This is a genomic window from Nitrospirillum viridazoti CBAmc (assembly GCF_000730165.1).
Classification (GTDB): domain Bacteria; phylum Pseudomonadota; class Alphaproteobacteria; order Azospirillales; family Azospirillaceae; genus Nitrospirillum; species Nitrospirillum viridazoti.
On record NZ_CP022111.1, the window covers coordinates 510,520 to 527,177 of the forward strand.

At 70.8% G+C, this 16,658-nt stretch carries 15 protein-coding genes; 1 reads left to right on the top strand and 14 read right to left on the bottom strand.

The genetic code is table 11. The features are described from left to right. Positions 1-37: 37 nt before the first annotated feature. From Y958_RS15705 to Y958_RS15765, 14 genes are all read right to left on the bottom strand, one after another. Positions 38-1,024: a C-terminal binding protein gene (locus Y958_RS15705; protein ID WP_088872982.1), complete on the bottom strand. Its 987-nt coding sequence runs from the start codon at positions 1,022-1,024 to the stop codon at positions 38-40. 17 nt (positions 1,025-1,041) lie between these two features. Next, complete coding sequence (locus Y958_RS15710) at positions 1,042-1,902, bottom strand: fumarylacetoacetate hydrolase family protein (protein ID WP_088872983.1); 861 nt, start codon at positions 1,900-1,902, stop codon at positions 1,042-1,044. Positions 1,903-1,941: 39 nt separating this feature from the next. Then, on the bottom strand, positions 1,942-2,802 hold the full coding sequence (locus Y958_RS15715) for an alpha/beta fold hydrolase (RefSeq protein ID WP_088872984.1): 861 nt from the start codon (positions 2,800-2,802) through the stop codon (positions 1,942-1,944). A gap of 168 nt (positions 2,803-2,970) precedes the next feature. Continuing rightward, positions 2,971-3,588: a helix-turn-helix domain-containing protein gene (locus Y958_RS15720; protein ID WP_088872985.1), complete on the bottom strand. Its 618-nt coding sequence runs from the start codon at positions 3,586-3,588 to the stop codon at positions 2,971-2,973. Between the two features lie 108 nt (positions 3,589-3,696). Continuing rightward, the gene (locus Y958_RS15725) at positions 3,697-4,518 is read right to left on the bottom strand and encodes an alpha/beta fold hydrolase (protein ID WP_088872986.1); all 822 of its coding nucleotides are present in this window, start codon (positions 4,516-4,518) and stop codon (positions 3,697-3,699) included. A gap of 312 nt (positions 4,519-4,830) precedes the next feature. After that, complete coding sequence (locus Y958_RS15730) at positions 4,831-5,793, bottom strand: alpha/beta hydrolase (protein ID WP_145727581.1); 963 nt, start codon at positions 5,791-5,793, stop codon at positions 4,831-4,833. Positions 5,794-5,814: 21 nt separating this feature from the next. Beyond that, on the bottom strand, positions 5,815-6,375 hold the full coding sequence (locus tag Y958_RS15735) for a helix-turn-helix transcriptional regulator (protein WP_186291424.1): 561 nt from the start codon (positions 6,373-6,375) through the stop codon (positions 5,815-5,817). 147 nt (positions 6,376-6,522) lie between these two features. Next, the gene (locus Y958_RS15740; RefSeq protein ID WP_088872989.1) at positions 6,523-9,018 is read right to left on the bottom strand and encodes an ATP-binding protein; all 2,496 of its coding nucleotides are present in this window, start codon (positions 9,016-9,018) and stop codon (positions 6,523-6,525) included. Between the two features lie 77 nt (positions 9,019-9,095). Next, positions 9,096-10,658, bottom strand: a complete 1,563-nt coding sequence (locus Y958_RS15745) for an MFS transporter (RefSeq protein WP_088872990.1) — start codon at positions 10,656-10,658, stop codon at positions 9,096-9,098. Continuing rightward, positions 10,655-11,743 (bottom strand): HlyD family secretion protein, encoded by a 1,089-nt coding sequence (locus Y958_RS15750; protein WP_244909537.1) that lies wholly within the window; start codon positions 11,741-11,743, stop codon positions 10,655-10,657. The genes Y958_RS15745 and Y958_RS15750 overlap by 4 nt, the downstream gene beginning before the upstream one ends. A 5-nt stretch (positions 11,744-11,748) precedes the next feature. Further along, positions 11,749-12,864, bottom strand: coding sequence for an FAD binding domain-containing protein (locus Y958_RS15755; protein WP_088872991.1), 1,116 nt, complete (start codon positions 12,862-12,864; stop codon positions 11,749-11,751). A 3-nt stretch (positions 12,865-12,867) separates the two neighbouring features. Further along, positions 12,868-13,008 carry a hypothetical protein gene (locus Y958_RS32005; RefSeq protein WP_186291425.1) on the bottom strand — a complete coding sequence of 47 codons (141 nt, stop codon included), beginning with the start codon at positions 13,006-13,008 and terminating at the stop codon, positions 12,868-12,870. Between the two features lie 138 nt (positions 13,009-13,146). Then, positions 13,147-14,142 (bottom strand): MBL fold metallo-hydrolase, encoded by a 996-nt coding sequence (locus Y958_RS15760; RefSeq protein WP_088872992.1) that lies wholly within the window; start codon positions 14,140-14,142, stop codon positions 13,147-13,149. Between the two features lie 243 nt (positions 14,143-14,385). After that, the gene (locus Y958_RS15765; protein WP_088872993.1) at positions 14,386-15,393 is read right to left on the bottom strand and encodes a LacI family DNA-binding transcriptional regulator; all 1,008 of its coding nucleotides are present in this window, start codon (positions 15,391-15,393) and stop codon (positions 14,386-14,388) included. 126 nt (positions 15,394-15,519) lie between these two features. Here Y958_RS15765 and Y958_RS15770 point away from each other — a divergent pair, with 126 nt between their 5' ends. Further along, entirely contained in the window at positions 15,520-16,647 is a 1,128-nt protein-coding gene (locus Y958_RS15770; RefSeq protein WP_088872994.1) for a Gfo/Idh/MocA family protein, read from the top strand. Positions 16,648-16,658: the final 11 nt, after the last annotated feature.

Genomic DNA, 16,658 nt, shown 5'->3' on the forward strand with positions numbered 1-16,658 from the left:
CCCCGGGGGCAGGGGTTCCCCCGGGGGCGTCGGTTCGTCACAGGTCGGCGCGCGACCGGCCCAGGACCTTGCGGTTCACGACGTGCAAGGGCATCTCGCCCCGCAGCACCCGGGCGACCTCGCCCGGCGCGCCGCTCTGCAGCTCGGCGAAGGCCTCGACCGAGTACCAGGCGGCGTGCGGGTTGAGGATGACGGTGTCGCGGCCGCGCAAGGGGTGCTCCGCCGGCAGCGGTTCCGGCACCGTGGTGTCCAGCGCCGCGCCCGCCAGGCGTCCGGCGTCCAGCGCGCGGACCAAGGCGTCCTGGTCCACCACCGCGCCCCGGGCGCAATTCACCAGGATGGCGCCGGGGCGCATCTTGGCGAACGCGGCGTCGTTGAACAGGCCGCGCGTTTCCGGCAGCAGCGGGCTATGGATGGAGACGAAGTCGGCGCGCGCCAGCAGCGTGTCGAAATCCACCTTTTCGCCCGGCGCGTCGAACTGCCCGGCCTGGACGAAGGGGTCATACCACAGCACGGCCATGCCAAAGGCGGCCAGGCGGGCGGCCACCCGGCGGGCAATGTTGCCGAAGCCCACCAGGCCCAGCGTCTGGGTGGACAGCCGGCGCATCGGCGCGGCCGCCATCACGTCCCAGCGGCCGCCGCGCACGCTGCGGTCCAGCAGCGCCGTTTTGCGCGCGGCGCTTAGCAGCAGGGCCACGGTGTGGTCCGCCACCTCCTCCACGCAATAAGTCGGGTTGTTGGTGACGATGATGCCGGCGTCGGTGGCGGCGTCCAGGTCTATGGTGTCCACGCCGATGCCGTAGCGGGCGATGATCTTGCAGCGGTCCATACGGGCCATGGCCTTGGCGGTGATGGGCCCGGCATAGGTGTTCAGCAGGGCGTCGCAGTCGGCTGCCGCCTCCAGGAATTCATCCTCCGTCTTGGTGCGCAGGGCCACCACATCGACGTCGGGCCCCAGGATGCGACGCTCCACGTCCACGCTGTCCCAGACATAATCGGATATCACGACGTTCAATCGGCTCATGATGTCGTCCTCTTGGATCAGGTGGGTCGGTCGGCCGGCCAGGCGCGGATTTCCTGGCGCTGGGTGCCCAGGCCCTGCAGGCCCAGGGTCACCACGTCGCCGGGTTTCAGGAACACGGGCGGCTTCTGCCCCAGGCCCACCCCGGCGGGCGTGCCGGTGGCGATGAGATCGCCCGGCTCCAGCCGGAAGAAGCGCGAGACGTAGCTGACGATGGCCGGCACGCCGAACACAAGGTTGCGGGTGTTGCCGTGTTGGTAACGGTGGCCGTTGACCTCCAGCCAGAGCGGCGCCTCGGCATACCCGGGCAGGTCATCCGGGGTCACCAGCCAGGGCCCCATGGGGGCGAAGCCGGGAAAGCTTTTGCCCTTGGTCCACTGCCCACCGCGTTCCATCTGGTAGGACCGTTCCGACAGGTCGTTGACCAGGCAGAATCCGGCGACGTGATCCAGGGCCCGAGCCTCGTTGATGTACAGGCCGCCTTGGCTGATGACGATGCCCAGCTCAACCTCCCAGTCGCCCTTCTCGGCGCCCTGGGGCAGGGTCACGGGATCGTTGGCGCCGGTGGGGTGGCAGCCCTTCATGAAGATGGTGGGTTCCACCGGCAGGGGCAGGCCCACCTCCGCGGCGTGGTCAGTGTAGTTCAGGCCGATGCAGATGATCTTGCCGACGCCGGCCACGGGGGGACCAAGGCGCGCGTCCTGGTCGGCAGCCAGGGGCAGGCTGTCGGGATCCAGCGCCTTCAGCCGCGCCAGTTCTGCCGGCGCCAGGAGGGCGGGGGTGATGTCGCTGACGTGGGCGCCGAGGTCGCGCAGGCGGCCGGCGGGATCCACCAGGGCCGGCCGCTCCCGGCCCGGCGCGCCGATACGTGCCAGTTTCATGGGATGTGGTTCCTTATCGCGTTGGGGATTGGACGGGCGTCAGCCCTTCCAGGGGGCCAGGAAGTCCAGCAGCAAGGTGTTCACCACCGCCGGCCGTTCCTCCTGGGGCAGGTGGCCACAGTCGGGGATGGGGACGGTCACCAGGTCGTCGGCCATCTCGGCCCAGACCTTGGCCATGTCGAACAGCTTGCCCACGGCATGGAAATCGTTGCCCCACAGGGACAGGACGGGGCAGGCGATCTTGACGTCGGCGTCGGTCCGGTCCTGGGCCAAATCCTCCGCGTTGGCGCGGTAGTCGGCCATGGCGCCGCGCACGGCGCCGGGCGCCTGGTAGGCCCGGACATAGGTGTCGAACGCCTCGCCCGAGATGGCGCTGGGGTCGAAAGTCCAGTCCGAGAAAAAGTGGCGCAGCCAGATATGCTCCCGCCCCGCAATCAGCGCCTCCGGCAGGTCCGGTACCAGGTGGAACAGGAAGAACCAGTAGGATTTGGCGATGGCGGCGTTCAGGTCCCGCGCCACGATGCGGGTGGGCACGTTATCCATCACCACCAGCCGGTCCACCAGATGCGGGTGGTCCTTGGCGAAACGGGTGGCGACGCGGGCCCCGCGGTCGTGGCCCACCAGGGCGACCTTGGGAATGTCCAGTGCCCGCATCAGCTCGACGATGTCGCGGGCCATGGTGCGCTTGTCGTAGCCGGCGGCCGGCTTGTCCGTCTCACCGTATCCCCGCAGGTCAGGGGCGATGACGCGGTAGCGTTCCGCCAGGACGGGAATCTGGAACCGCCAGGCGTAATTGGTTTCGGGGAAGCCGTGCAGCAGGATGACAGGCGGGCCGTCACCCGCCTCCACCACGAACTGGCGGATGCCGTTGGCCTGCAGGGTATAGCGTTTCGGGATCATGGGTCGGGGTGCGCTCCATCGCCGTCAGTGGTGTGGATGACCCCGATCTTTCCCTCGCGGACGGGTGCCGGTCTTGTTGGAGGTGGCGGTACTTTGAAGGTTAGGCTGGCAAGGGCGGGCCGTTGCCCGGAACGCTGCGACCGACGCCGGAAACCGGAACGGACGCCTTCAATTGTCCCGGCTGTGCGTGGGCCGCCGCCAGGTGCGCCGCCAGCGCAACGGGGTTTCCCCCACGAACTGGCGGAACAGCCGGGTCAGGTGCGCCTGGTCGGCCATGCCGCAGCCATAGGCGATCTCGCTCAACGGCTGGTCGGTGGTCAGCATCAGGATCTGGGCCTGGCGCACGCGGCGCTTCACCACGTAGGTGTGGGGCGTTTCCCCGACGCTGGCGCGGAAGGCGCGGGTGAAGTGGTTGGTGCTGAGGTTGGCCAGGGCGGCCAGCTGATCCACCGGCAGGGGCTGGGCCAGGTTGGCCTGGATATGGCCCATGACGCAGCGCAACTGCCAAGGGGCCAGGCCGCCCTTGTTGGCCCCGGTCTCGGTCGCGCGCGCCGTCGGCAGCAGGATGGCCTCATCCACCGGGGGCTTTTCCGTGCCGTCCAGCAGCGCGGCCAGTTGGTCCAGGCAGCCGCGCGCCCGTTCCAGGTCGTGGTCCAGCGCCGCCTGGGCGGCGCTGACCAGCGTGACGATCCGGCGGTCGTCCCACGGGGCCACGTGAGGCAGGGGAGCCGGCGGGGGCGGGAGGAAGGAAACGGGCCGCGTCGGGGTCTGGAGGGGCGCTTGCATGGGACAGGCTCCTGGGCAGGGCGTTTTGATGTGGCTACGGTGCCCCTTCGCCCGTCCCGGAACATCCCATACCTAGGTTTGCTCCCCCCCCCAGCGTCCGTTTGGGCCTCAGTTTCTCAGGAAGGCCAGCAGGTCGGCGTTCACCTGGTCCTTGTGGGTGGTGCAGGTGGCATGGGGCGCGCCGGGATAGATCTTTAGCTGGGCCCCGGGGACCAGGCGCGCGGTGGCCAGCGCGGTCGGCCCCATCGGCGCCGTCTGGTCGTCATCGCCATGGATGATCAGGGTGGGCAGGCGGATGTCCGCCATCTCCCGCCGGAAGTCGGTTTCGGAGAAGGCGGTGACGCAGTCGATGGTGGCCTTGATGGACGCCTGTGCCGCCATTTGCAGCGTCTGGTCCAGGATCCCCTTGGACACCGCGGCCCCCGGCCGGTTGGTGCCGAAATAGAGGGCGCTGAAATCCGCGACGAACTGGGGCCGGTCCTGGGTGATGGCGGCGCGGATGCCCGCGAAGCCTTCGGCCGGCATGCCCTCGGGGTTGTCGTCGGTCTTCAGGAAGAAGGGCGTGACCGCGCTGACCAGCGCCAGCTTGGCGACGCGGCCGGCGCCGTGGCGGGTGAGATAGCGCACCATGTCGCCCCCGCCCATGGAAAAGCCCACCAGCACCACGTCCCTCAGGTCCAGATGCTCGATCAACTGCGCGACGTCGTCGGCCAGGGTGTCGTAGTCATAGCCGTCCCACGGCTGGCTGGACCGGCCGAAACCCCGGCGGTCGAAGGCCACGGCGCGGTAGCCGTTTCGCGCCAGGTGCAGCATCTGATATTCCCACATGTCGGCGCTCAGCGGCCAGCCGTGGCTGAACAGGACGGGCTGGCCGTGGCCCCAGTCCTTGTAATAGAGCTCGGTGCCGTCGCGCAGGGTCAGGGTGCTCATGGGACTTCCTCGAGTTGGTGGGGAGAGGGCGGACGGTACCGACCATCAGCGGGGAGGGCTTGAAGGAAAGGCGGGCGTCTGTCCGTATTCTCCGCTCGTCATCAGCGGCGTCCCGTCTTTCTTCCGGCCCCGGTGTCCATGGCCCGACGCCCAAGTCCGCAAACGGGGCATCAGCCAATCGACCTGGGCCAGTAGCAGGGCACCGCCGCCGGGACCGGTGCAGCAGGTGCCGGCCAGGGCCAGCAGAACACGCAGGGCGGGGGCGTTGGGTGCCATGGGGCGCTCCCTGAAAGAGAGTCGGAAGAAGGGGAGTCAGCGGCCAAAGGCGTCGGTCAGCGCGCGTTGCGCCACGGCCAGGGCCGACAGGGTGGGGGTGGTGTCCGCCAGCCCATCCAGCCAGAAGAAGTCGTGGATGGTGCCCATCAGGCGCAGGGCGCTGGCATCCACCTCCGCCCGCATCAGGCGGCGGGCCAGCGCCTCGCCGCCTTCCCGGGCCAGGTCCGCCTCCGCCGTCAGGATCAGCGTGGACGGAAGGCGACGCAGGCGATCGGAAGACAGGTCCAAGGGCGACAGGCCCGTCCAGGACGGCTGGCCGGGAAAGGCCTGGGCCATCAGCGACGGCAGGTCGCAATGGTCCAGCCAGGGGGAGGATGGGGTGTCCGGCGCCGCCGGCCCCACCAGGGGATGGAACAGCAGCAACAGGCGAAAGCCCTCGCTGGGCGGCAGGGTTGCGGCCAGCAAGGCCGCCATGGCCCCGCCGCTGCCGTCGCCGGCCACGGCCATCCGCGCGGTGTCCAGCCCGTGGTCCCGTCCTTGAGCGCGCGTCCAGTCCAGGGCGGCGCGCGCCTGCCTCAGGGCCTGGGCGGCCGGCAACCCGCCATGGTCGACGAAGACCAGGGCGGCGCCGCAGGACCGGGCCAGCGCGGCGGCCGCGCCGCCATGGGTATCCCAGCCGCCTAGCGCCCACAGGCCGCCGTGCAGGTAGAACACCACCGGTACGGGGCGCGCCATCCCACGCATGGGACGGCAAAGGCGCAGCGATATCGCCTCCGCGCCCGGCACGGTGAGGTGGACGATGGGTTCCTCTACCGGTGGCGCGTCCGCCTGCAAGCGCGTGGCGATGGCTCGCCGCGCGGCCGGGTCCAGGCCGGGCGCGTAGGGCAGCAATTCCGCCTCCAGCACGCGGTCAAGGAAGCTTTGCACGCCCGCATCCAGGGTCAGGCAGTGCGCGGCGGGGTCCAGCCGGGGCCCCTTGGCGGTCAGGTCGTGGATCATGGGGCTGCGGTCCGGCAAGGGTCAGGCGATCAGGGAGACGTCGACGGCGTTGGCGCGGCGCCAGCTGGCGGGGCTGCTGCCCGTGGCCTGGCGGAACAGGCGGCTCAGGTGCGCCTGGTCGGCGAAGCCGCAGGCGTCGGCGATCTCCGCCAGGGCGTCATCGGTGTCCAGCATCAGGGCCTTGGCCCGTTCCACCCGCCGGCTGATGACGAAGGCGTGCGGCGACATGCCGAAGGTCTGGCGGAAGGCGGCGCAGAAATGGCTGGTGCTGAGCTTGGCCTCGGCGGCCAGGTCCTCGTTGCACAGGGTGCCGTCCAGCCGCCGCTCCACCAGGGCCGCCACGCGGCGGGCCTGCCAGGGCGCCAGGCCGCCGCGCGCCGCCTCTTCCTGCGGGCGGTGCAGCAGCAGGTCGCGCACCTTGACGATGCGGTCGCGCGCCTGGGCCACGTCATGCTCCACGGCGTGCATGGCCTCTTCCAGCAGGCGGGTGACGGTGGCCAGGTGGCCGGCGGCCGGGAAGCCGGCGGGGGGCAGGCCGGCTAGGGTGTGAAAGGCGTCCAGGGCGGCGGCAGGGGCGGTCATGTCTTCCTCCATCCGGTGGGCGTCCCCTTCCGCGGCGTGTCGGGCGGGGGACCGTGATGAAGGCAGTGTCGGTCAGGCGACCGTCAGGCTGGGAGTTAAGCGATGTGAAGCGTTGTGTACCGTCCCCACACCGTTAAGCCAGGGGTGTTAAAGCAGGGGGCCGTGCCACCCGGCGCGGGGCTCCGGTCGGGCCAGGATCATGGCCCGCGCCTCGGCGTTGCCGGCCACGGCGAACATCTCAACCTGCATGGCGCTGGCGGCGGCGATCGTGTGGCCCCCCAATCGGCCCAGGGCGGCGCCATAGCCATGGACGAAGATGTTCCAGTGGTCCAGGGCGTGGCGGGTGGTGCGCTGGGCCAGCAGATCGATCCACGCGCCGGCCAGTGTCCCTTCGCCTGCGGCAATGGCCACCGGGATGGCGCCGATGGCCAGGCAGTAGCACAATGACAGGGCGTGATCGATGGATGTGGCGTCCTCCGCCGCCGCCTGCGCCAAGTCCAGGGCGCCGCGCACATCCCCCATGGCCCAGCGCAGGCGCATCAGCAGGGTCAAGGCGGCCAGCTTGGCATCCACCTGGGCATGGTTGGCCAGGTTGACGCGCACCGGATCGGCATCGGCCGCCATGACCGTTTCCAGCAATGCCAGGCCTGCCGCGTGTTCTCCCCGGAAATGGTGGGACATGGCGCGCATGCGCATGCCTGTCAGCCGCTCCGTCAGGCCACCCTCGGGCCCCACGCGGGTGGCGAAGGCTTCCGCCGCCGCCAGACTGTCCGCATAGGCGCCGGCCAGGGTGTGGTAGGCCCAGACGCCCCATTGGGCACGGCGGGCCAGGCCTTCGTCGCCGATGCCCTCGGCAATCTCCAGGGCCTGGCGGAAGGCCTGGCCCATTTCCGGCACGGGGCCGCGGGTGTGCCACAGGGCATGGCCGTAGGCGGCGAGCAATTCCACCCGCCGCGCGGGATCGGCGGCACCCTGTTCATCCAGGATGGCCAGGATACGCTCCGCCCAGCCCAGGAACTCGTGCGGCAGCGACAGGTGGAACCACAGCGAGGCGCTGGCGACGATCAGCGTCAGGCCCAGGCCGATGTCGCCGCCCTCGCCCACCGCCCAGTCCAGGGCGCCGCGCACGTCATCGATACGGCGGCTGTGGGTGGCCAGCCAGTCACGCGGCGCCTTGCCTTCCCACGAGGCCTGGGCGTCGCTGAACAGCGAGATCATGTGGCGGGCGTGGGCGGCGCGGACGCGGCCGTCCAGGCCGGTGTCGGCCAGGCGCTCATGTCCGTAATAGCGCGTGGTGTCCAGCAGGCGGTAGCGGGCGGCACCGCCCTCACGGCTGCTGACCACCAGGGACTTGGCAACCAGGTCGGCCAGGCCGTCCAGCACCTCCATTTCCCCGCCGCCGGTCAGCCCCCGGGCGTCCGCCGCGTCGAAGCCGGCGCGGAAGACCGACAGGCTGATCAGCAGTACCTTTTCCTCCGGCGCCAGCAGCTCGTAACTCCAGTCCAGGGCAGCGCGCAGGGTGCGGTGGCGGGGCAGGGCGGTGCGCCGGCCGCGCGTCAGCAGGTTCAGCCGGTCGTGCAGGCGGCTGGCCAGTTCCGGCAGTTCCATCAGGTCGACGCGGGCGGCGGCCAGCTCGATGGCCAGGGGGATGCCGTCCAGGCGGCGGCAGATCTCGGCCAGCGCGGGCGCGGTCGCGTTGTCCACGGTGAAGTCGGATCGCACGGCCCGCGCCCGCTCGAAGAACAGAGCGGCGGCGGGATAAGACAGCACGGTGGCCGCGTCCTGGGCCTGGCCGTCGGGGATGGGCAGGGCCGGCAGGCGGTGCACCCATTCGCCGGCGGCGCGTAGCGGCTCCCGGCTGGTGGCCAGAATCAGCAGGCCGGGCACGGCGAGCAGCAGCCGTTCGGCCAGGTCGGCCACGGCGTCCACCAGATGCTCGCAATTATCCAGCAGCAGCAGGCTGGGGCTGGCGGACAGGACGGCCACGATGGCGGCGAAACAATCCGTGCCGGAGGCGGGCAGGCCCAGCGCGGTGGCCAGCGTGCCCTCCACCCATGCCGCGTCGGACACGGGCGCCAAGTCGACGAAGCGCGCGGTGGCCGTCGGGGCCAGCGCCGCTGCCGTGGCCAGGGCGACGGAGGTCTTGCCGATGCCGCCCGGGCCGGCCAAAGTCAGGAAGCGCCGCTCCGGCAGCTCCGCCGCCAGCGTGGCCACCACCTCCGACCGTCCCAGCAGGCGCACCAGGGGGCGGGGCGCCGGCGGTTCAACGGTTGATCGGGCGGGGGTCTGGCGGGTGGGGACCTCCGCCGCTGGTGTCTGGGTCTGGGCGTTGCGGGTGACCGGCAGGGTGAGGCGATAGCCGCGCCCCGCCTCGTTCACCACCAGGCCGTCGTCGCCCAGGGCCTTGCGCAGGCCGGACAGGTGCACGCGCACGGCGCTCTCGTCGATGGCCTGGCCGGGCCAGACCTCGGCCAGCAGGCGGTCGCGGGTCACCAGCCCGCCCCCGGCGGCGGCCAGCATGGCCAGCAGGTTGGCGGCACGGCCGCCCAGCTTCACCGGCTGCCCGGCCTTGGCCAGCGTCATCTGCGGCACATCGAAGGTGAAGCTGCCGAAGGTGTAGCGTACGCCCTGCTCGTTCATCATCCGAACCGCCAAACCCCAAACCGCATGCCGCAATCATCCTTTTATTTCCGCGTTTTACGCGCGAGCCCGCCTTGCCTTCAAGCCTTGGCCGGCGGTGGGCGCAGCCAGGCGGCCAGCGCGATGCAGGCAAAGGCGCCGGCCGCTGCCGCCGCGAAGCCGTCGATATAGGCCAGGACCGAGGCCTGCTGCGCCACCGCGTTGGCCAGCAGCCGGGTGGCCCCGGAAACGGGGTCGACGCCATGGGCGGACAGCACGGCCTGGGACCGGACCAGGCGGTCGGCGGTGGCGCCGGCCAAGGGATCGATGTGCAGGCCCAGCAGGTTGGAATGCAGCTGTTCGCGCATGCGCACGAAGGTCTGCATGAAGGCGACGCCGATCTCACCGCCGAACAGGCGGGCGGCCTGCAGCAGAGCGCCGATGGAGATGGCGTCGGCCGGCGTGATGTTCCGCACCACCAGCACCACCAGGGCCGTCAGTGCCAGGCACTGCCCCACCGCCTGCAAGGCCTGGGACGGCAGGAAGTCCAGGGTGGCCCACTGGCTGGTCAGGTTGGTGGCCTGCAGGCAGGCGATGGCGATCAGCAGGGCGCCGATGGCCAGCACCCAGCGACCATCCACCCGCGCCAGCAGCCAGCCGAGCGGCAGGATCAGGGCGAACTGGGGCAATGCTATGAACAGCAGCACCGGGCCCACCTGCAGCTCGCGGAAGTTCTGCACCACCTGCAGGTAGACGGGGATGATGTAGGCGGTGGACAGGATGATGAAGCGGAAACCGGCCAGCAGCAGCATCAGCAGGAACAGGTTGCCCCGCAGCATCAGGCGCAGGTCCAGGAAGGGGCGGCGGCTGATGATCAGCTCGCGTATCGCGAACAGGGCGGTGACCAGGCCGCCCGCCACCAGCAGTCCGACCACCAGGCCGTTGCCCGTCCAGTCCAGCCGGTTGCCTTGGTCCAGTCCTGCGTACAGCAGGCCGAAGCCCACGGCGGCGTAGGCGACACCGGGCCAGTCGTGCTGCTTCAGCAGGTCGGTATTCAGCGGTTCCCGCGGGACGCCGATCCACACGCACAGGAACATGAGGGGCAGGACCAGGCAGTACTGCCAGTTCAGCCAGGCGATGGACCAGTTCTCGGCGTACCAGCCCTCCAGCGCCGCGCCGATGTTCTGGGAGAATTCCGAATTCATGGCATAGGCGGCCAGGCCGTACAGCGTCAGCCGGGCCGGCAGGTTCAGGACGATGAAGCGGATGGTCAGGGGGATGAAGGTGCCGGCCCCCAGGCCCGACAGGAACTGCATGGCCAGGTAGGCCGTCAGGTTGGGCGACAGCGGCGCCAGCAGGCTGGCCATGAAGAACAGGCCGATGCCGGCGAACAGCACCCGACGGGCGCCGAAGACGATGCCCAGGTAAGGGCAGGCCACCCCCACCACCATTTGCCCCACGCCATAGGCGGTGGTGATCCAGGCACCCTCGTCGAAACCGGCGTGCAGGCCGCCCCGCAGGTCGGTCAGGCCGAAGGTGGTGACGCGGGAACCCAGGGTGGAGAGCAGCGCGCCCAGCAGCACCCCCAAGATGCCGATATAGGCCCGCGCGCCGTCCAGCGTCGGCCAGGGGTGCGGTGTGGCGGGCGCGGTGGCGGCGGTCATTTACGGTCGTCCACATCGATGGTGGAGACGACGGACATGCCGGGCCGCACCAGGGTGCCCAGGGCCGGCACCGGGTCGAGGACAATCTTCACCGGCACGCGCTGCACCACCTTGGTGAAGTTGCCGGTGGCGTTGTCCGGTGGCAGCAGGGTGAAGACGCTGCCGGTGCCGGGGGACCAGCTGTCGACGTGGCCGTGCAGCTTCAGGTCGGGGAAGGCGTCCACCGTCACCGTGGCCGGGTCGCCCACCCGCACGTGGGTCATCTGGGTTTCCTTGTAGTTGGCCACCACCCACACCTTGGGCAGGGCCATGACCCCGATGATCTGCGTGCCGACGTTGACGAACTGCCCCGGGCGCACCTGGCGCTGGCCCACCATGCCGTCGGCGGGGGCGATGATGCGGGTGTAGGCCAGGTTGTTGCGCGCCAGGGCCAGCTGCGCCTCGCCCTCCCGCACCTGTGCCGTCAGCTGCTGTTCCTGCACGTCCAGGCTGGCCAGCTGGGCCTTCTGCTGGGCCAGCTGGGCGGTGGCCAGTTGCGACTGGGCCACGGCCTTGGCCGCGTCGGCATCGGCCTGTTCCACCTTCTGCTCCGTCCCGGCGATCTTGGTGCGCAGCAGGTCACGCTGGCGTTCCGCTTCCAACCGGGTGCGGGTCATGTCGGCGGCGGCGCTGGCGATGCCGGCTTCCGCCTGATGGACCAGGGCGCGTTGCACGTCCTTCTGGTTGGCCAGGTTGGCCAGCGCCGCTTGGGCCGCGGCCAGGCTGGCCTGCGCCAGATCCAGCTGGGCCTGGTAGTCCGACGGCTCGATCTGGGCGATCAGGTCCCCCTTGCGCACCGCCTGGAAGTCGTCCACCGCGACCGTCTGGACATAGCCGGCGACCTTGGCCGACAGGGGCGTCAGGTCGCCGGTGACGTAGGCGTCGGATGAGGACTGGTGGCGGGCGGCGCCCAGCCAGCGATCCCAGTGCCCGGCCACCACCCACACCAGCACGGCAGCGCCGGCCAGGACCAGGGTGCGCAACACGGAAGGCAGCCAGCGGCGGCCGGCCGGGGCGTCTCCAGGGGTCGTCGCGGTGGTATCCATAGCGGTCACTCCAATGCCGCGCCCAGGCGGCGACCATAGGCGGTGATGGCGGAGCCGGCGGCGCAGCGCTCATGACTGTACAGCGCCAAAGCGTCGGTGACGCTGGGCGCCTCGGCCAGATGGCGGCGCAGCGCCATGGCGTCGCCGGCGGCCTTGGCCACGCCCATGGCGGTGTGCGGACGCGCCACGAAGGCGGCGTCCCCCAATAGGGCGACATGGCCCGCGGCCATCACCGGCGCCTCGTAATCGAAGATGGCCTGGATGAAGGGTTGCGGCTCCGCCACCACCACGGCGGCGAAGGGGGGCGGCAACAGCCGCGCGGCGTCCGCCCGCAAAGCCGCCGCCGCCTGCGCCCGCACCTGGCCGGGGGCCAGGGAATGGGGATGGGGCCGGCCCTCCGCATCGGTCAGCGTCGCCTCCAGGGCCGCCGCCGGCACCGGCCGGTACCAGACCCAGTTGTACCGCCGCTGGCCCGGCGTCGTCTCGCCGCCCGGTCCCGGCACCAGGTACCCCAGGGCGTGGGACCGGGGCATCGTGTAGAAGGCGAACCGGTCGCGCAGCAGGGCGGCCTCCGCCGGCAGCCGGTCCTCCGGGTACAGGCCGCGCCAGGCGACATAGCCGGCGTAGCTGTTGGGCGCGGGGCCGCCGGTCACGACCGGGCGCACGACCGACCCCAGGCCGTCGGCACCGATGACCAGGTCGGCCTCTTCCTCCCCGCCATCGCCGAACAGCAGGCGGGCGCCCTGAGGGCCTTGCGTCACGGCGCGCACGGCCCGGTCCAGGACGTAGCCGTCGTCGGGCACCTTGGCCCGCAGGGTACGGTACAGATGGTCCCAGGAGATCTGGGTTTGCGGGGTGGCGTGGCGCTCGGCGATGCCGCCGTCGCGGTCGAAGTAGATGCGTTCGAACGCGACCACGCCGATGCGGGCCACATGCTCGCATCCCACGGCGCGCAGCAGGGCGAACAGCTCTCGCTGGCTGACCAGGCCGGCGCCCCGCCCGGCCAGGCCGGCGGCCGACCGCTCGTAAATGCGGACGTCGTGCCCGTCCTGCCGCAACAGGGCGGCTGCCGACAGCCCGCCGATGGAGCCGCCGACGATGCGGATGCGCAAGGAAGCCATGGCCTAGGCCCCCTTGCGGCCGCCGTGGCGGCGCAGGGTCAGCATGGCCTGGATGGTGAAGGCCGGCGCGCCGCCCAAGGCGGTTGCCGCGGCGACCGGCGGCGGGGACGCCGTCGACAGGTCCGGGGTGGGGGCTTGGGTCATGGGGTGCTCTTGAACGGAAGGGACGGATGGCCGAACGATGCCTGAACCACGCTCAGGCGGCTTGGACGTCCCACGCCGGATTTGAACATGCCTCGGATGGCGATGAAGGTGCGTCGGCGCGGCCGCCGCCGTCGCCGGTCAGCGCGCCTGCGTCAATCCTACGGCCGTATAATTGGCCGGCAGCCAGCGATAGGCGCCGTCCTGCCGGGTGATGTGGCCCAGGCCGGGGAAGGCGATATGGGCGGCGGCGACCCAGCTGCCGTCCCGCGCCGCCTGCGCCATCAGCCGGTCGCGGGCTTGTGCTGCGGCCGCCTGGTCGCTGTCATATTTCACGGTGGCGGCGGGGTCGGCGACCTGCACGGCGGCGACATGGACGATGTCGCCCCACGCTAATAGCGTCTGGCCGTCCCGGCTGCGCACGCGATAGGCGGTATGGCCTGGTGTATGGCCGGGACTGGGCAGGGCCTGGACGGCGGGGTCCAGCTGGGCCTCGCCGTCGAAGGGCCGCACCCGGCCGGCATCGACATAAGCCCGCAGGCTGTCGATGGCGCCGTCGAACATGGGGCCCAGGAAAGGGGGCGCCTTGGCCTTGTTGGCCGGGTTCAGCCAAAAGTCGGCGTCGCGCCGGTTGACCCGCACGATGGCGTTGGGGAAGGCCATGCGCCCGCCCTGGTCCATCCCGCCGACATGATCGCGGTGCAGGTGGGTCAGATAGATCTCGTCCACCTCGTCGGGCGTGTAGCCCGAGGCGCGCAGGTTGGCCATCAGGTGGCCGCCGTCGGCGCCGTACAGCACGCCGGCGCCGGCGTCGATCAGGATCAGCCTGACTCCGGTGTTGATCAGGAAGGCGTTGATCGACCCTTCCACCGGCGCCGCCAGGTCGGCGGCCGCCAGCAATTTGTCGGTCTCGGCCGTGGTGATGCCGGTCATGACTTCATGCACCGGGAAGGGGTGGGTGCCGTCCAACAGGGCCGTCACCTCGATATCGCCCAGCATCATGCGGTAGAAGCCCGGTGCCTGGGTGCGGGCCTGGGGCGCTGCCGCCCGGGCTGGGGTTGGAACCGTCAGCGCCAGGACGACGGTGAACGCCAGGGAAAGCAGGAGCGCCAGCGGGTGCGCGGGATGGCCGGCCATGATCTGAACTCATCGGACTGGAGGGGTCGGCCGAAGATGACGGGAGGCGCGCCGTCCCGTCTTGGCGCTTTCGTCGCCCTTTTGTCTCTCAGTGGGGTATCGAGGGCCCGTCCACAATTCGCTGCGGCAACAATATGTCGCCCACCCGAACCGTGAACTGACGGAGCTAAATGGCGCTGCCGTCGTGGCGGCCGTGGCCGCCTGCGTGATCCATTTGCGCTCCGGTCGGAAAAGCCGCGCCCTCTAACGCCGCGCCGGCCCGGTGCTGCCGCGCACGGCCAGGTGATGGGGCAGGGTGACGGAGCGGGGGGTGGTCTGCCGGCCGGCCAGGATGTCCAGCAGCAGGGCCACCGCCGTCCGGCCCAAATCCTCCATGGGCTGGCTGACGGTGGTCAGCGGCGGGTCCAGGTAGCGGGCGAAGCGGATGTCGTCGAAGCCGACCAGCGACAGGTCGTCGGGGCAGCGACGTCCCGCCCGGCGCGCGGCGGCCAGGGCGCCCATGGCCATCTCGTCGCTGAAGCAGAACAGGGCGGTCGGCGTGTCGGCGCCCGCCAGCAGACCCTGCGCCTCCCGCTCCCCCGATTCCACGGAGAAGTCGCCGGTGGCGATACGCAGGGCCGTCTCGGCGCCATGGCGGGCGGCGGATGCCCGCACGCCGTCCAGGCGGTCGCGGCTGATGGGGCTGGCCAGGGGGCCGGTGATGACGCCGATGGCGCGATGGCCCAGGCCGTACAGCAGATCCATAGCCTCCGCCGCGGCGGCCGCGTTGTCGATATGGGCGCTGGACACGCCCAGGTCGGGGCTGAACTCGCAGCCGTTGACCACCGGTGCCCTGGCGCCCTGGCGGCCGATCAGTTCGGCCAAGGTGTCGGGCAGGCGGTGGCCCAGGAAGATCACGCCGTCCGCCTCTTTCCGGCGCAGCATGCCGGCGTACTGCTCCTCCCGCTCCGTGCTGTGGCGGGTGTCGCCCAGCAGCACGGAATAGCCGGCGGCCTGCGCCGCCTCTTCCGCGCCGCGGATGACGCTGGAGAAGAAGGGGTTGGAGATGTCGGGCACCGTCACGACGATCTTGGCCGTGCGCAGGGTGCGCAGGCTTTTGGCGGCGTGGTTGGGCTCATAGCCCAGGGCGTCGACGGCGGCCATGACCCGTTCGCGCGTCGCCTCGCTGACCACCCCGGGGGTGCTCAGGACACGGGAAACGGTGGCGGTGGAAACCCGGGCCCGGCGGGCCACGTCTTGGATGGTCGGCATGAGGGGAGGGTGCTTTCGATCCGCCTTGCCTGCAAGAGTTGCGAGGGCATGGCTTCACTGCTAGGATCATGTAATCGATTTCATCATTTGCGCCACGCTTGAGGGGGACGGTCAGGGGAATGGGTGATGTCTGACGCGGTGATCCGCATGGCGATGGTGGGCGGCGGCCCCGGTTCCTTCATCGGGCCGGTGCACCGCATGGCGGCCGAACTGGACGGCCGCGTCCGCCTGGTGGCCGGCGCCTTCAGCCGGGATGAGGCCAAGTCCAAGGCTGCCGCCAGGGGCTATGGCATAGACCCGGCCCGCGCCCATGGCGACTATCGCCAGATGCTGGCGGCGGAGGCGGCACGATCCGACGGCGCGCAATTCGTGGCCATCGTCACCCCCAACCATGTGCATTTCCCGGTGGCCAAGGCGGCGCTGGAGGCGGGCTTTTCCGTGCTGAGCGACAAGCCGGCGACCGCGACCTTGGAAGAGGCGGAGGAGTTGGCCCGGGTGGTGGCTGATACCGGCCACCTCTATGGCCTGACCTACACCTACACCGGTTATCCCCTGATGCGCGAGGCGCGGGCCATCGTACGACGGGGCGACCTGGGCGCCGTCCGCAAGGTGGTGGTGGAATATTCCCAAGGCTGGCTGGCGCAGGCGGTGGAGAAGACGGAAAACGCCCAGGCCGCCTGGCGGGCGGACCCGGCGCAGTCTGGCCTGGGCGGCTGCATCGGCGACATTGGCGTGCACGCCTTCAACGCGGCGGAATTCGTCAGCGGATTGGCCGTGACGCGCATCAACGCCGACCTCAACAGCGTGGTGCCCGGCCGCCGGCTGGACGACGACTGCAACATCCTTCTGCGGTTCGGCGAAGACGTGCCGGGTGTGCTGGTGGCCAGCCAGGTGGCGGCGGGGGACCGCAACGGCTTGCGCCTGCGCGTCTATGGCGCCCAGGGCGGGCTGGACTGGTGCCATGAACGGCCGGACGTGCTGACCCTCAACTGGCTGGACCGGCCCACCCAGACGTTGCACGCGGCAGCGCCCTATCTGGGTCCGGCGGGGCGGGGACCGGCCCGTCTGCCCACCGGCCATCCCGAAGGTTTCATCGAGGCCTTCGCCAACATCTATCGCGACTTCGCCACCGCCATCGCCTCGGGCGGCGGCCTTGGCGGCACGCCGGTGCCCACCATCCAGGACGGCCTGCGCGGCATGGCCTTCGTCGCCCGCGCCGTGGCCGCCAACGGCGCCGGCTGGGTTCAGCTGTAACTCGGGTCCAA

Coding starts and splice junctions, on each gene's coding strand:
- Y958_RS15705 (WP_088872982.1), bottom strand. CDS start 1,024: ATGAGCCGATTGAACGTCGTGATATCCGATTATGTCTGGGACAGCGTG.
- Y958_RS15710 (WP_088872983.1), bottom strand. CDS start 1,902: ATGAAACTGGCACGTATCGGCGCGCCGGGCCGGGAGCGGCCGGCCCTG.
- Y958_RS15715 (WP_088872984.1), bottom strand. CDS start 2,802: ATGATCCCGAAACGCTATACCCTGCAGGCCAACGGCATCCGCCAGTTC.
- Y958_RS15720 (WP_088872985.1), bottom strand. CDS start 3,588: ATGCAAGCGCCCCTCCAGACCCCGACGCGGCCCGTTTCCTTCCTCCCG.
- Y958_RS15725 (WP_088872986.1), bottom strand. CDS start 4,518: ATGAGCACCCTGACCCTGCGCGACGGCACCGAGCTCTATTACAAGGAC.
- Y958_RS15730 (WP_145727581.1), bottom strand. CDS start 5,793: ATGATCCACGACCTGACCGCCAAGGGGCCCCGGCTGGACCCCGCCGCG.
- Y958_RS15735 (WP_186291424.1), bottom strand. CDS start 6,375: ATGACCGCCCCTGCCGCCGCCCTGGACGCCTTTCACACCCTAGCCGGC.
- Y958_RS15740 (WP_088872989.1), bottom strand. CDS start 9,018: ATGATGAACGAGCAGGGCGTACGCTACACCTTCGGCAGCTTCACCTTC.
- Y958_RS15745 (WP_088872990.1), bottom strand. CDS start 10,658: ATGACCGCCGCCACCGCGCCCGCCACACCGCACCCCTGGCCGACGCTG.
- Y958_RS15750 (WP_244909537.1), bottom strand. CDS start 11,743: ATGGATACCACCGCGACGACCCCTGGAGACGCCCCGGCCGGCCGCCGC.
- Y958_RS15755 (WP_088872991.1), bottom strand. CDS start 12,864: ATGGCTTCCTTGCGCATCCGCATCGTCGGCGGCTCCATCGGCGGGCTG.
- Y958_RS32005 (WP_186291425.1), bottom strand. CDS start 13,008: ATGACCCAAGCCCCCACCCCGGACCTGTCGACGGCGTCCCCGCCGCCG.
- Y958_RS15760 (WP_088872992.1), bottom strand. CDS start 14,142: ATGGCCGGCCATCCCGCGCACCCGCTGGCGCTCCTGCTTTCCCTGGCG.
- Y958_RS15765 (WP_088872993.1), bottom strand. CDS start 15,393: ATGCCGACCATCCAAGACGTGGCCCGCCGGGCCCGGGTTTCCACCGCC.
- Y958_RS15770 (WP_088872994.1), top strand. CDS start 15,520: ATGTCTGACGCGGTGATCCGCATGGCGATGGTGGGCGGCGGCCCCGGT.